The following is a 15,101-nucleotide window of genomic DNA, read 5'->3' on the forward strand; positions in this document are numbered from 1 at the left end:
CCACCGTTATCATTCAGAATACTGTCTGCTTTTTATACGACTCACACTTCATTATGTGGCAATACAAACTCTACATCACTACGATGCCCATTTTTCATTAAAGACACAGCAATATTCAATGGTGGAGCGCCTTCAAAAATCACTTCATACAATGCCATCGTAATAGGCATATACACATCAAGTTCTTTCGCACGTGCATTCACCTGCACAATGGTATTGATCCCTTCTGCGGTCTGTCCAAGTTCAGTTGTCGCTTGTTCCAATGTTTTCCCAGAACCCAAAGCGAAACCCACTTGATAATTACGACTCAACGGACTATTACACGTTGCGAACAAATCCCCCACACCTGATAGACCTAAAAAGGTCAACGGATTTGCCCCTAATTTTACTGCAAAGCGGCTCATTTCAGCCAAAGCACGCGTTAAAATCATACTTTTGGTATTTTCACCAACTTTATAAGCTGCTGCCATCCCCATTGCGACGGCATAAATATTTTTCAATGCCCCACCCAACTCAACACCATGCACATCATCACTTGCAAAAACACGGAATAACGCACTATGTAAAGCTTGTTGCACTGCATAACGAACCAATTCAGACTCACTTGCAATCACTGTTCCAGCTGGCTGACCCGCAACAATCTCTTTGGCTAAATTCGGCCCAGAAAGCACCCCGTATGGGACTTCTGGTAATTCTTCATGAATAATATCACTCATAAAACTGAATGAATTTGCCTCGATTCCTTTGGTCAAAGAAATCACAGCTTGAGCCGTAATAAACGGTTTAATTTGGCGTAAAACATCTCGAAATGAATGACTCGGAATCGCCACAAAAATAATATCACGGTCACAGACCGCTTTTTCTAAATTAGATTCAGCACGCAAGCCCGTTTCTAACTGAAAATCAGGTAAATAGCGCTTATTGACATGCGTTGTGTTGATTTCAGCAGCAATCGCTTCATCACGAATCCAAATCATGGTATCGCAGCCATTTCGTACAGCTGTATTTGCCATTGCTGTCCCGAAACTGCCACCACCGAGAACAGTCACTCTTAACGCCGTTTTTTGATCAACTGCGATAGGCTCAACTAAATCTTTAAATTGTAAATCTGACATTATTGTTATCCCAAGGATTCAATTTTTTAAAAAGCTTTTTAAAATATTACTTTCAACGTATAGCGCGTGCTTATTTATACACGCCAAAATTCAACATACTGTTTTATATCAATTTCAGAACGTGGTGCGATTTCCTTAGCTGCTGTACCGACGTAAATAATTCCAGAAATCAGATCTCGCTCAGCCAGCCCAAATGCTGATTTTAATAATTTAGATTCCACCACAGCCCCACTACGCCACATGGTTGAAAAACCTTGAGCCTGTAGCGACAGTAAAAAGTTTTCAATTGCAGCACCAGAACTTAAAGTTTGCTCAAAAAACGGAACTTTTGGATGATCTTGGAATTTAGTGACAGCAAGGACTAACAACGGCGCTCTGAAAGGATGGTTTTTCACACGATCAATTTGTGCAGCATCCAATTCACCTAAATCAGCAACAGCATTTGTCAAAAGCTCACCAAAAGCGACTCGTTGCTCGCCTTCAATCACAATAAATTGCGTTGGTTTAAGCCGATGATGATCAGGTGCAACCAAAGCCGCCTTAAATGCAATATTGAGTTGCTCATGTGTGGGTGCAGGTTCAATTAATTGTCCAATCGATTGGCGTTGATGGATATTGTCATGCACTGCTTTAAAGTTCGAATCTGACATTGACCTTTCTATTACCCATTCCATTTTATTCATCCACAAGATTAGCATAATCTAAAATCATTACGCTATCTCAGCTAAGCTTTACTTGGGCTACTCGCTTGTTTTTTCACATTGAAACAATATAAAAAAGCAAATTTTATACATGATTTTCAATATTTAGCTGAATGTATATGTTCCAATAACAACTTAAGCTATTTCTTTTAATGGCGTTTTTACTTGAGTTTGAGAATGAATATGAAAAAATTAACAGCAATTCTAGCCTTATCTACAACAGCATTGTTTTTAACGGCTTGCGCCTCAAATCCAACCCAAACTTTAGCAATCCAAAAAGCAGATAATCAATATGAAGTGACTGGTTTGGGTAAGACTCAAATTATTGCTAAAAATAATGCGATTGTTGCTGCCAATAAAACCTGTGGCAAAAAAGCAACACCTGTTGTAAACAATGAGAAAACTGAATATAACGGTGCCTTAAAAGGTGTGGTTGATGAAGAAACTGGCAAAATGATTACTGCAGCAGCAGGTGTATTAGGCTCAGTGATGGGTAAAAGTAATGGTATAGAAAAAGATACCGACTACCAAACCACACTCACCTTTAGCTGCAAAGCAAATTAACTTTTTGAATTTGTCTGTCTAGTCTTAAAAATAAAATCCCCTTTTTAAAGGGGATTTTTTAAAACCATTTGGATCATGTACGATTTAACAATAACCATCCAAGCGAGTTAAAGGCAGCTTTTGACCAATCGCCTTTTCAATTTCTGGTAAATAGAAAGCATCATCCTCAGATAAGAAGCTAATACTTACCCCTTGGGTACCCGCACGACCTGTACGACCAATACGATGTACATAATCATCTGATTGTTCAGGTAAAGTGAAATTCACGACATGCGACACACCATCTACATGAATCCCACGACCAGCAACATCGGTTGCAATCATAATATTATGCTGACCATTTTTAAATTGATCTAACATTTTCAAACGCTTATCTTGTGCAATTTCACCTGAAAGCATAACCACTTTATAACCATCTGCTTTTAAATGATCATATAATTTACGTACTTGGTCACGACGATTTGCGAAAATCATAACCTTTTCAATCGGTTCATCCGCTAAAATCTGACGCAATAACTTATACTTATCTTTCTTCTCAACCACATAGACACGTTGCTCTACGTCAGCATTGGTTTTCTTCTCAGGTTCAATTTCAACCGTAACAGGTTCAAATAACCACTGCTGTGCAAGATTTAAAACATCATAACTAAATGTTGCAGAGAACATTAAAGTTTGGCGTTGTTCCTTGCGTGGAGAAAAACGCACGATACGCTTTACCGATGGAATAAAGCCCATATCCAGTAAACGATCGGCCTCATCAATCACCAAAAATTCAATTTGATCCAACCAAACTTCTTTTTGTTCAGTAAAATCAATTAAACGACCTGGTGTTGCAACCATAATATCGACGAAATTCTGATTGAGTTGTTTCTTCTGTTTGTCGAAATCTACACCACCAACCAGTGTCACAACATTCAAATTGCTATATTTCACTAAATCTTTAGCATCATTTTCAATTTGAATAGCAAGCTCACGTGTTGGCGCGAGAATCAGGGCACGTGGTTCACCACGGAACCGTTGTTCTTTTATTGGATTATTGAGTAAATCATTGATAATACTCACAAGAAATGCAGCAGTCTTACCCGTGCCTGTTTGGGCACGTCCAATCGCATCATGACCAGCTAAAGTATATTTCAACACTTTTTGCTGAATCGGGGTCATTTCTTTAAACCCTAAAGCATCAATCGCTTGTTTAAGTTGCGGATGTAAATTAAGGGTTTCGAAACCTGATGACATAAATAGGAGCTCTAACTGTAGGCACTTTAAATTGCGACCATTATAAACAAAAAACGCCCCAATTTATCAAAAATTGGAGCGCCACTTAAATTTTAAAAATTTAAGATTAGTCTAAAGGCTGAACTTCTTCAGCTTGAAAACCTTTTTGACCTTGAACAACACTGAATTCAACGCGTTGACCGTCACGAAGTGAACGATGACCGTCACCTTGAATAGCACGGAAATGAACGAATACGTCATCACCGCCTGCGCGTTGGATAAAGCCGAAGCCTTTAGTGTCGTTGAACCATTTAACTACGCCTTGTTCACGAGCTGTCATAAGTTAATCCTCAGTTATTAAGAAAAAGGGACCACCCGGTGTTGCAAACAGCAGAGCAAACAAAGTTTTAAAATATTTTGTAATTTCAAAGCTTGTAATCATTCTGTAAAACTATTAACAAAATCCCGGTTACATCCATTTGTAATAGGGTCTAAAACAACAATTGTTTCTGATAAATCCTAAATACGCAACGAGCTTAACATGGGTTTATGACAATTAATAGAATTTTTTTAGATAAATATGCCCTATTTTCTGCTTATTTTTTACCCCGCATAAATTTTTAGGTTAATTTAATCAGTAATATGACAAATCTGTTGGGTAGTTTTACGATTTTTGCTAGACTAGAGCACTGTATAAATAAGACAGCTTTCAGAGTAAAAATGACGGATGCTTTAGCTAGAGTACCTATAGAAATAGATAGCATGGGTAAACCTTGTCCCATGCCTTTGCTCATGTTGAAACGTGCATTAAAGACGGCTGAACCACATCAAGTATTTTTACTCAAGTCATCTGACCCACATAGTGAAATTGATATTACCCGTTATTGCACAATCAACCACTTGTCGTGTCAATTCACTCAGCAATCTGCAACAGAATTTCATTACTTAATTGAATCTTAATTATTTTCAATTAAAATTTAATTTTGCAAATTTGCATAAAATTTTACATTTCTATACCCAAATTTCCTTACTTATGTATGATATTCGAATTAAGATGAATACATCTGTATTAGAACGTAATTCCTATAAGGAGAACACATGAGTGACAGCAGCAATCAATTGATGCCCCTGTCCTTGTCTGCACCTGGTGTAAATCTTGGTGCATATATTAGCACTGTAAATCAGATTCCAATTTTGACAGCTGAACAAGAAAAAGAGTTAGCTGATCGTTATTTTTATGATCAAGATTTAGATGCTGCAAAGATGTTGGTGATGTCTCACTTACGTTTTGTAGTTCATATCGCCCGCAGCTATGCAGGTTATGGTTTACCTCAAGGGGATTTAATCCAAGAAGGTAACCTAGGATTAATGAAAGCCGTTAAACGTTTTGACCCAAACATGGGGGTACGTTTAGTGTCCTTTGCCGTGCATTGGATTAAAGCTGAAATTCACGAATATGTGATTCGAAACTGGCGTATTGTCAAAATCGCAACCACCAAAGCACAGCGTAAATTATTCTTTAACTTACGTAGCCTTAAAAAATCAAGTAAGAAACTGACGCTCGAAGAAGCAAAATCAATTGCCAATGATTTAAATGTAACTCCCGAACAAGTTTTAGAAATGGAAGGTCGTTTAACTGCCTATGATGCTGCTTTTGAAGCGCAAGGTGATGATGACGATGAAGGCTCAACCCATGTTGCACCAGCGCTTTATTTAGAAGATAACCGCTATGATCCAGCTCGCTTGGTTGAGGAAGAAGACTACGAAAACCAAAGTACTTCTGCCCTGCATGATGCGATGGAACAACTAGACGACCGTTCACGTAATATTTTACAACGTCGTTGGTTGGATGATGATAAGTCAACACTGCATGAACTCGCTGCCGAATATAATGTATCCGCAGAACGGATTCGTCAGTTAGAAAAAAATGCCATGGATAAAATTAAAGTAGCGATGTCATCGAACTAAATTTTCAATCGCAATTGTATATAGATTAAATAAAAGGGCTAAACGCCCTTTTATTTTGCTTTAAATTTTGCCAAATCTTTATTGTTCATAGATTTTGCCTTTAATCCCGCTTCGAAATTGTGTTAAGGTTATGCGCAAATTTATGCGGATGGTTGGCTTATGTGGATCGCAATTTCAGCCTTAAATTTAGCTGTTGCAGTCATCTTAGGTGCATTTGGTGCGCATGGTTTAAAAACACGAGCAACCGAAGCACAATTGGCATGGTGGCAAACCGCAACAGACTATTTTTTCTATCATGCATTGGGTCTTTTGGCTCTGGCTATACTGAGTAAAGTGATTCCACAGCTTCCAATTAAAACCAGCTTTTGGCTGATTCAAGTTGGTATTGTATTGTTCTGTGGTTCTCTCTATATCATGGCATTAGGTTTACCACGTGGCTTAGGCGCAATCACACCGATAGGTGGTGCTTTGATGATCGCAGGTTGGTTAATGTTAGCGTGGAATGCTTTCAAATACGCAAAGTAAATATTTTTAAAAACATTATCATTTGCTCTATTGAATGGAATTTATATGCAAATTTTCTTAAATGGCGAGTCTAAAGAAACCACTTGCCAAAATCTTTTGCAACTTATTCAAGAACTTTCATTAGAAGGTAAACGATTTGCTGTCGAAATGAATGAAATGATCATTTCCAAAGGCAAATTGGAACAGACCCATATTTCTGAACAAGATCGTATTGAAATTATCCAAGCTGTCGGTGGCGGCTAATTCGGAGCTCTCTCATGCAAGATTCCCCTCTCATTATTGGTTCTCGTACCTTTCAATCACGCTTACTGGTGGGAACTGGCAAGTATAAGGATATGCAAGAAACTGATGCTGCGATTCAAGCCAGTGGCGCTGAAATCGTGACAGTGGCAATCCGTCGAGTCAATATTGGACAAAATCCTGATCAACCGAATTTACTCTCGATCATTCCACCTGAGAAATATACAATATTACCCAATACCGCAGGTTGTTTTGATACCAATAGCGCTGTGCGTACTTGCATGTTGGCACGTGAGCTACTCGATGGTCATAACCTTGTTAAACTTGAAGTTTTGGGAGATGAGAAAACCCTTTACCCAAATATAACAGCGACATTGTCAGCGGCACGTACTTTGATCGATGATGGTTTTGAGGTGATGGTTTATACCTCAGATGACCCGATTGTTGCACAAGAGCTTGAAAGCATGGGCTGTGTTGCAATTATGCCTTTAGGTAGTTTAATTGGTTCAGGTTTAGGTATTTTAAACCCACATACCATTTCTATTATTAAAGAAAATGCCAAAGTTCCTGTACTTGTCGATGCAGGTGTAGGCACTGCAAGTGACGCCGCTATTGCAATGGAATTGGGCTGTGATGGAGTATTAATGAATACAGCAATTGCTGCTGCACAAAACCCAGTGCTGATGGCATCTGCAATGAAAAAGGCGGTTGAAGCTGGACGTGAAGCTTATTTAGCAGGTCGTATGCCACGTAAACGTATGGCAAATGCAAGCTCACCTGAAACAGGTTATTTCTTTAAATAATTGCCATGACCTAAACATGCTATGCCAAGGATTCTTCGGAATCCTTTCAAATAGCGAATTTTATTGAAACACCTGCAAAAGTTATCTGAAAAACATTAAAATCGACTTTAAAAGATACTCTAAAAAATATCCCTTTTGATAGGGATGAATTTAATCAGCATTTTAGTATTCAATATATAGGAGAGAAACCATGAGTATTTATAAGCATTTGCTTTTCTCCACGATTTTAGCGACTGGCTCAAGTTTGGTCTTGGCAGATTCTAATATCAAATCTGATTATCAATCCTTTATTCCCAAAAACTGGAAAGTTCTAGAAAAAGCACAAGGTGATTTAAATCACGACCATATCGCTGATTTAGCCTTAATCATTGAAGATACTGACCCGAAAAATATAGTCAGCAATGACAATTTAGGCAGTTCTAAACTCAATATCAATCAGCGAAAATTATTAATCCTCTTTAAAAATAGTCAAGGTTATCAGCTCATTGCAACCAATACATCACTTCCTAGTGAAGGTGATATAGAGTCGCCCTGTTTGGCTGACCCATTGGGTGAGAATGATCCATTGGAAATTAAAAATGGTCTGCTTAAAGTCAATTTACACTATTGGCTAAGTTGTAGCTCTTGGTATGTCACTAACCATAGCTATACTTTTCGATATCAAAACCAAGCATTTAAACTGATTGGCTATGATAGTGATGATTTTCACCGTGCTTCAGGTGCGATCACCGAACAAAGTATTAACTTTCTCACAGGAAAAGTTAAAAACACCTCGGGTGGAAATGAATTTGCTGAAGGTAATCAACCCATTGACGTAAAATGGAGTAAACTTAAAAAAACCTACTCACTTCGCTTAGAACAAGTAAAATTTAATGAATATTCTGAATTTAAATAAAAATATAGCCTCAAATGAGGCTATATAAAACGTCGCACTACATGATCCATAACCATTAGATAAAGAGCTTTAAATAAAAAGACCTTTTTCTAGAATGCGTATCTTTACATCTGCCACATCATCTTTAACTTCCGCTTGATAAGCCTGCATATGCGCTGTTTGCATATGGGCATTTAAGTGCTCCATACTTTCCCAATATTCCAACATAGTAATGACATTGTCATCTTTAGCTTGCATCTCTACATTAAGATTGGCGTCTACAAGCAATTCATAACCATGACACCCTTGTTCTACCAAAACAATGGGGGTAATTTTTTCAAAAGCATGGATCACTTTTGTTTTATGTTGCTGTCCTTCATGCACACGGATTTCAGCGATAATCGTTAACATAGGATATTCCAATTTAGATTTTTATCATTAAATAACAATAGAATGCTTAACCAATATGGTTTAAGAAAATACCTTTATTAAGTGATCACGATATTGATCTTCATAAAAAGGCACATTCGGTTGTTTAATCACATCGTTGGCGATAAACGTATCCAAAGTTTGCATACCTAAAAATTGGTTAGCTTTGTGAAAAGGTAAATAAACACCATCCACCCCTACACCATGGAAAAATTGTTCTGGATCATCAAAGGCTTGCATCGGGGCATTCCATGTCAAAGACAACATATATTTTTTGCCATGAATCAAACCACCTGAACCGTATTTTTTCTCAGCATCTGAGCGTGTACGACCATCACTGGCATATAAACTGCCATGTCCTTCGGTGAAAACATCATCAATATATTTTTTGACTGTCCAAGGCGCACCCATCCACCAGCCTGGCATTTGGTAAATTACAACATCGGCCCATAGGTATTTTTGCACTTCTTCTTGAGCATCGTAATCACTGTCAGCACGTGTTACTTGAATGGTGTGACCAAGATCAGACAATACCGACTCAGCAAGTACAGCCAAAGTATCATTTAATTCGCCATTTGAATGTGCAAAGGTTTTAGCGCCATTTACAATCAGGATGTTGCTCATTTTTAATCTAACTCTATTTATCAATGACGCAACTATAGCGATTATTTTTATTGTTAAAAATGCAAGTTTAAGCAAATAATTGTTGATTAAAAATCAATAATTGTTTTGATTTTATGAGCCGATCTTAATTAAAAAAATGGAGCACTAAAGCTCCATTTTCAAATCATCTAAAGCTGAATCAATTTAGCTTCCTAAGCCCCTAGCTTATTAGATGCTTTATGATTACTTTTATATCAATTAAGGAATCAAACCTTCATCACGCATTGCAATTTGTACAGATTGACGTTCAGCAACTTTATTGCGTAAAGCAACAATATTTGTGAATGGTGTAAGATCATGATGAATTGCATTTGACCAATTTGTCAGCACAAATAAGTAAGCGTCTGCTGGGCCAAATCGGTCATTCACCAAATAATCATATTCAGATTCACCAAGATAATCATCGATATAACGCAACATTTTATCGATCGTCTCATAACCTCTTTGTTTTTCTTCTTCTGTTACTGTAGGGACAAAGAAAACAGCATATTCATCATGTAATTCAGAGTTTAGATAACCCAGCCATTCCAACACTTTGGCACGTCCTAAGCCTGATGGAGGAATTAAATCCTGTTTTGGATCATGCTGTGCAATGAATGGAAGCACAGCAACATTCTCAGTTAAAACCAAACCTGGATTGATTTCCAGTGCAGGGACATATCCTTTTGGATTGATTTCGTAATAGTCTGCCCCTTTTTCTGTTTTATGGGTTTTTAAATCTACACGCTCTAAATCAAAATCAACATTAATTTCGTTGAGTAAAATATGGGCAGCTAAAGAACATGCACCTGGGGAATAATACAACTTCATATCTAATCCTTGTTATATGACTGTTTCAGTTTTAAATGGCTTATGGAGCAATTTCAAGTTTAAAAACGTGAAAATTGCAAATAAGCGTAAAATTTATTTATAAATAAGATACAACTTGAATATTCAATAAAATGAATACTTTTTCAAGTCAAAGTTGTCTAAATGTTGTTTTAACATACACATCTTTAAAAATGATGAAAACTTTAAAAAATACGCAGAAAAAATGAAGTTTTTGGTACATTATTTATACAATTTTAAATTGTGAAATTTGCTACAAAAATAAGCCAAAAAATTGTTAAATTTTTCTCACAAATTAACCATATCAATGTCTATTTATCAATAAAAGTGATTTAATTAGAACATATTAGCACAACATTTTTTAGAAAAACTTACGTTTCTGAATAAAAATACCTATTATCAGGTATAGCAAAACTTGCCAATACCTGAAAAAATACACAAATAAACATTGATGAGTTTTTTACATCATGAACAATGAGTTAAGTTTACCTGTTCCTGTCATCATTGTAGAAGACGAACCTCTGATACAAAAAAGACTCACGGATATATTAATCAATATTGGCTATTCAATATCAGATTTATATTTTGCGCAAAATTTAGCTCAAGCCAATGTGCAACTACACCTTTATTCAGCATCCTTTGCACTTGTAGATTTAGGTTTACCTGATGGCAGTGGGATTGATTTTATTGAAACATTAAAAAACTATGATCCAACCATCACTATTCTTGTAATTTCAGCGTGGAGTACCGAAGATTCTATTCTGAATGCATTAAGTGCAGGTGCGACAGGTTATGTCCTAAAAGAAAGAGATGATTTGGAAGTATCATTATCTATACGTAGTGTTTTACGTGGTGGCGCACCGATTGATCCATTTATTGCTCAGAAAATTCTAAAACAATTACAATTTAATGAAAAAAAATCTGTTAATAAAAGTTTAAGTGATTCAAAATTAACGAATAATAATGACGTTCTTTCAAAACGAGAATCGGGAATATTAGAACTCGTCGCACAAGGTTTAAGTAATAAAGAAATTGCTGATCAACTGACATTATCACGATACACAGTTGAATCTCATATTAAACATATTTATCGGAAACTTGCAGTATGCAACAGAGCCAAAGCAATCGACACTGCCCGAAATCTTGGAATACTCTATTAGTATTACACTGCTTTGTTTTTATTTGTATTCTTTGCAGTTTTACACAAAATTTGTTTGCCGAAACATTATTAGAAACTGATTTTAATAACCACAATAACCCATGTACTGTAAAAATTTTAACAACGCAAGTGGTTAAAGCGGATGAAAATTTAGCAAAAGTCCCCAAACAAGGCTGGCAAGATGTCCAGTTACCTGATAACTGGGAAACACGTTGGCCTAACTATTCAGGATCTGCTTGGTATCGCATTGTTTGGGAATATCAATGTCTTGAAGGCCAAGAAAACCGTCCTTTGGCTTTACTGATTGACCGAATCATTATTGCAGGAATTGTATATAGTAATAATGAACTGATTTGGCATGATAAATCTTTGGTCAAACCTTTATCACGTAGCTGGAATATGCCACGTTATTGGGTTTTGCCTTCAACGTCATTAAATGATGGTCGTAATGAAATTTTAGTCAGAGTCGTTGGTGTTGCCTCGCAAAATTCAGGTTTGGGAACAGTGAATATTGGTAATGTTGAGAGCATCAGCAATACACATGAAAAGCTCATGTTCGAACGTAGAACACTCTATTTAGTCAATTTACTGATTACCTTTGTTTTTGGGACAACCAGCTTTTTAATTTGGGTATTTAGACGTCAAGAAGTTGCTTTTGGCTGGTTTGCATTAAATTGTTTTTTCTGGTCACTGTTTATTTGTAATGTACTGATTACTGAACCTTTTCCATTTACCGACAGTTTAATCCATTCACGATTGAATCTTATTTTTTTAGTGGCTTATGCCTACACACTTTGCTTATTTGTATGGCGATTTGCCAATATTATATTTGTCACCTTAGAAAAAATTCTGTTTGCACTAACCCTTATATTTACTGGTGTTTTACTCTTTACACCAAAACACTATCTCGTGTTTGCGCTGAGTAGTGCTTTTTTCTATAGCATTTTTATTTTTATTGCCAATTGTGTTTTTATTCAATGGATTGCATTTAAAAAACGTAAATTTGATATTTATTTACTTGCAGCGGTCTTCTTTTCTTTCATTATCATTGTTTGCCATGATGTGTATTTACTATATTTAAAACAATACAATGAAATGATGTGGACACCTTTTGCAGCACCTATTACCAGTTTAGCAATTTCTTTTATTCTCGCTTGGCGTCTTGCGAAAAATATGCGTCATATCGAAAAGTTTAATCGAACATTAAAAGAAACGGTAGAAACAGTCACTTTTGACTTAGAACAATCCTTAGAAAAAAAACATCAACTAGAAATAGATAATATGCGCTTGCAAGAACGTTTAAATCTCGCGCATGATTTACATGATGGTTTAGGCGGTTCAATTGTTCGTTCAATGATTTTATTGGAACATTCAGAAAAAGTTGAAAAACCTCAAGTCATGTCCATGTTCAAACTCTTACGAAATGATTTAAGGCAAGTTATTGATTCAGGTTCTAGCGTAGGTGCAAAAGTCCCAGAAAGTCCGATCTTGTGGGTCGCACCACTACGCCATCGCTTTGTACAATTATTTGAAGAAATGGATATTCAGTCCACTTGGACGCTTGCCAATCATTGGAAAAATATCCCCCATCCTCTACATTGTTTAACGTTATCCCGTGTTGCCGAAGAAGCGCTGACCAATATTGTGAAACACAGCCAGGCTACAAAAGTTGAGATTTCGCTAATTGAAGATGACAACCAAAAACTCATTTTAGAAATAAAGGACAATGGTCAAGGCTTTATTGTGACTACCGTTCAACAAGGTTTACATGTCGGCTTACAAAGCATGCAAGTCCGCGTAAAAAGAATTGGAGGCGAGTTTGAGATTCATTCGAAGACGGGCTTAACCGTGATTCGTGCGACTGTGCCGTACAAGCCCAGAGGTACGGCATAAAACGAGCCTAAACTTTCATACAATAAATAACAATTCATCCATTATTTCCATAAATTGTGTATATTATAGACAAAACGTGATAATAATCATATTTCATTGATGCCAAACAGTCATACAACTTAAGCATTTTCAAGACTTTTACACCTCTGGAGAAAAGTTAAATGCCTAAAGATCAGCGTTATATAAAATGTAGCTTATACCATTGGATAATCTACATCAGTTTCATTACGCTATCTTTCTTTGTCATTCAACATGTATATGCCGATGACATCACGTCCCAAGAAAACACAAATTGCCAAGCTTTAATTTCCGCCATACACGTCATCAAATCTAATGCGAATAATATGAGTGAATTACCCCAATCAGGTTGGGTGAATGTCCTCACTCTGCCTGATTATTGGGATAAAAGATGGGAGAACTACAATACAAGTGCTTGGTATAAAATCACTTGGCAATATCAATGCCCAACTAAACAGAAACACACACCTATCACGCTCGTCATTCAAAATATTAATATGGCTGGAGAACTCTATTTAAATCATGAGTTTCTTTGGAAAGATCAAAATTTAAAAGAACCACTTTCACGTAGTTGGCATACCCCTCGCTATTGGGTCTTGCCTGCTTCGAGTTTAAAACAAGGTACAAACTATCTTTGGGTTAAAGTCATAGGGACTTCAACTCAAAAGTCAGGTTTAGGTCAACTTTTCTTGGGTGAACATTCCCAAATGAAGAAGATTTATGATCGAAATTTACTTGAAAAGCGTATTTCACCTGTCCTGAGTTTTATTATTAACTTCATTATGGGCATTTTTTGCTTGATGGTTTGGGCAGTTAATCCAACAGAAAAAGCCTTTAAATGGTTTGGTTTTGTGGGAATAGGTTGGATGATCTACGTATGGGGAATGATGCGACAAGAACCCATATTTGGTTTAGCAAGTATCAATTTAGATCGTATTTGTATTTCTATTTTTTGTTTTTCCACAATATCAGGTTGTATCGCTGCTTGGCGACTTGCCAATAAAAAATTTCCATATATCGAATCGATTTTATTCATTTGCTGTGGCTTAGCCATATTCTGTATTTTCTTCTTACCTGAGCAATATACCCCTAAGTTATTAAATTTTATCTTTATTAGTTGTGTGATTATTTTCTTATTAAAATGTCTAACTTATCCATTTATCGCTTATCAATCAAAATTAAAAGAGACCTACATTTTAGCTGTTCAATATTTAATTTTTATTCCTATCGTGATTAATGATGCAATTTATATCATGACATTAAAAGGACACATTTTGTCGCCCTACACCTCACCGATTGGGACCTTATTAATTGGTTTTATACTTGCGTTCAGACTTGCCAATAATGCAAAAAGTATTGCTCATTTTAATCAAACACTTGAGAAGCGTATTGTTGAGGCTAAAAATGAACTTCTCAGCTCATTAAACAATCAACATCAACTGGCTTTGGAAAATGCGAAATTACAAGAAAGAATCAATCTTTCACATGATCTACACGATGGCTTAGGCGGTTCCATCTCTCGCTCAATGATGTTACTTGAAAACAATGATCACATTGAAAAAAAACAAATGCTGTCAATCTTAAAATTATTGCGCAATGATCTACGTCAAACCATCGATTTTGGCTCATGCCTAGATACAAAGATTCCTAAAAACCCTATTCAATGGGTCGCCCCTTTACGACATCGTTTTGTGCAAATGTTCGAAGAGTTTGGTATTCAATCTAAATGGATATTGGGTGAAAGCTGGCAAACTCAGCCGACTGCACTACAGTGCTTAACCATGGCACGTATTGCCGAAGAAGCATTAACCAATATCATCAAACATAGTCATGCAAGCCAAGTAGAATTTTCCCTTACTGAAAATGAACAATTTTTAATTTTAAAAATTTCCGACAATGGTATTGGCTTTGATCCTGCTCAAGTAGAGGCAGGGTTACATGTTGGATTACACAGTATGCAACAACGAGTCAAACGACTTGGTGGACGATTTGAAATCGACTCGCTAGCGAATCAAACATTATTAAAAGTGAGCATTCCATTTTCTTTAGCGACATAAAAAAGAGAAGTGCTGACACTTCTCTATTGATGCTTTTGATTTTTAATAG

Annotated in this window: 17 protein-coding genes; 10 read left to right on the forward strand and 7 right to left on the reverse strand. The window is 36.4% G+C overall.

The features are described 5' to 3' along the window. Window positions 1–41: 41 nt before the first annotated feature. Together ACY45D_RS10900 and ACY45D_RS10905 are read right to left on the reverse strand one after the other, a co-directional pair. Window positions 42–1,115, reverse strand: a complete 1,074-nt coding sequence (locus ACY45D_RS10900; protein WP_463106770.1) for an NAD(P)H-dependent glycerol-3-phosphate dehydrogenase — start codon at window positions 1,113–1,115, stop codon at window positions 42–44. Between the two features lie 74 nt (window positions 1,116–1,189). After that, entirely contained in the window at window positions 1,190–1,765 is a 576-nt protein-coding gene (locus ACY45D_RS10905; RefSeq protein ID WP_463106771.1) for a nitroreductase family protein, read from the reverse strand. A gap of 234 nt (window positions 1,766–1,999) precedes the next feature. On the opposite strand from ACY45D_RS10905, the gene ACY45D_RS10910 reads away from it, so the two are divergent. After that, on the forward strand, window positions 2,000–2,380 hold the full coding sequence (locus ACY45D_RS10910) for a putative periplasmic lipoprotein (protein ID WP_089605524.1): 381 nt from the start codon (window positions 2,000–2,002) through the stop codon (window positions 2,378–2,380). Window positions 2,381–2,464: 84 nt separating this feature from the next. Here the strand turns inward: ACY45D_RS10910 and rhlB are convergent, their stop codons facing one another. Both rhlB and ACY45D_RS10920 read right to left on the reverse strand, forming a co-directional pair. Continuing rightward, complete coding sequence (gene rhlB, locus ACY45D_RS10915; protein ID WP_463106772.1) at window positions 2,465–3,616, reverse strand: ATP-dependent RNA helicase RhlB; 1,152 nt, start codon at window positions 3,614–3,616, stop codon at window positions 2,465–2,467. A 106-nt stretch (window positions 3,617–3,722) separates the two neighbouring features. Further along, window positions 3,723–3,935, reverse strand: coding sequence for a cold-shock protein (locus ACY45D_RS10920; RefSeq protein ID WP_004822370.1), 213 nt, complete (start codon window positions 3,933–3,935; stop codon window positions 3,723–3,725). 380 nt (window positions 3,936–4,315) lie between these two features. Here ACY45D_RS10920 and ACY45D_RS10925 point away from each other — a divergent pair, with 380 nt between their 5' ends. The 6 genes from ACY45D_RS10925 (at window position 4,316) to ACY45D_RS10950 (ending at window position 8,026) form a co-directional block, all read left to right on the forward strand. Then, window positions 4,316–4,555 (forward strand): sulfurtransferase TusA family protein, encoded by a 240-nt coding sequence (locus ACY45D_RS10925; RefSeq protein WP_463106773.1) that lies wholly within the window; start codon window positions 4,316–4,318, stop codon window positions 4,553–4,555. Window positions 4,556–4,693: 138 nt separating this feature from the next. Further along, window positions 4,694–5,563: an RNA polymerase sigma factor RpoH gene (gene rpoH / locus ACY45D_RS10930; RefSeq protein ID WP_463106774.1), complete on the forward strand. Its 870-nt coding sequence runs from the start codon at window positions 4,694–4,696 to the stop codon at window positions 5,561–5,563. A 159-nt stretch (window positions 5,564–5,722) separates the two neighbouring features. Next, window positions 5,723–6,088, forward strand: a complete 366-nt coding sequence (locus tag ACY45D_RS10935; protein ID WP_463106775.1) for a DUF423 domain-containing protein — start codon at window positions 5,723–5,725, stop codon at window positions 6,086–6,088. 45 nt (window positions 6,089–6,133) lie between these two features. Continuing rightward, the gene (gene thiS, locus ACY45D_RS10940) at window positions 6,134–6,331 is read left to right on the forward strand and encodes a sulfur carrier protein ThiS (protein WP_463106776.1); all 198 of its coding nucleotides are present in this window, start codon (window positions 6,134–6,136) and stop codon (window positions 6,329–6,331) included. 14 nt (window positions 6,332–6,345) lie between these two features. Next, window positions 6,346–7,131, forward strand: coding sequence for a thiazole synthase (locus tag ACY45D_RS10945; RefSeq protein WP_463106777.1), 786 nt, complete (start codon window positions 6,346–6,348; stop codon window positions 7,129–7,131). A gap of 190 nt (window positions 7,132–7,321) precedes the next feature. Continuing rightward, a complete protein-coding gene (locus ACY45D_RS10950; protein ID WP_463106778.1) occupies window positions 7,322–8,026 on the forward strand; it encodes a hypothetical protein in 705 nt (234 codons plus the stop codon). A 69-nt stretch (window positions 8,027–8,095) separates the two neighbouring features. On the opposite strand, the gene ACY45D_RS10955 is transcribed toward ACY45D_RS10950, so the two are convergent. From ACY45D_RS10955 to ACY45D_RS10965, 3 genes are all read right to left on the reverse strand, one after another. Then, a complete protein-coding gene (locus ACY45D_RS10955) occupies window positions 8,096–8,416 on the reverse strand; it encodes a putative quinol monooxygenase (RefSeq protein WP_463106779.1) in 321 nt (106 codons plus the stop codon). Window positions 8,417–8,476: 60 nt separating this feature from the next. Next, a complete protein-coding gene (locus ACY45D_RS10960) occupies window positions 8,477–9,058 on the reverse strand; it encodes an NAD(P)H-dependent oxidoreductase (RefSeq protein ID WP_463106780.1) in 582 nt (193 codons plus the stop codon). A 237-nt stretch (window positions 9,059–9,295) separates the two neighbouring features. Continuing rightward, window positions 9,296–9,907: a glutathione binding-like protein gene (locus tag ACY45D_RS10965; protein ID WP_463106781.1), complete on the reverse strand. Its 612-nt coding sequence runs from the start codon at window positions 9,905–9,907 to the stop codon at window positions 9,296–9,298. A 485-nt stretch (window positions 9,908–10,392) separates the two neighbouring features. On the opposite strand from ACY45D_RS10965, the gene ACY45D_RS10970 reads away from it, so the two are divergent. The 3 genes from ACY45D_RS10970 to ACY45D_RS10980 all read left to right on the forward strand — a co-directional run bounded on the left by ACY45D_RS10970 (window position 10,393) and on the right by ACY45D_RS10980 (window position 15,052). Next, entirely contained in the window at window positions 10,393–11,085 is a 693-nt protein-coding gene (locus ACY45D_RS10970) for a LuxR C-terminal-related transcriptional regulator (RefSeq protein WP_463106782.1), read from the forward strand. Beyond that, window positions 11,031–12,977 carry a sensor histidine kinase gene (locus ACY45D_RS10975; RefSeq protein WP_463106783.1) on the forward strand — a complete coding sequence of 649 codons (1,947 nt, stop codon included), beginning with the start codon at window positions 11,031–11,033 and terminating at the stop codon, window positions 12,975–12,977. The genes ACY45D_RS10970 and ACY45D_RS10975 overlap by 55 nt, the downstream gene beginning before the upstream one ends. 344 nt (window positions 12,978–13,321) lie before the next feature. Beyond that, window positions 13,322–15,052, forward strand: a complete 1,731-nt coding sequence (locus ACY45D_RS10980) for a sensor histidine kinase (protein WP_463106784.1) — start codon at window positions 13,322–13,324, stop codon at window positions 15,050–15,052. The last annotated feature ends 49 nt before the right edge of the window (window positions 15,053–15,101 follow it).

This window comes from Acinetobacter sp. BZX-2, assembly GCF_055179795.1.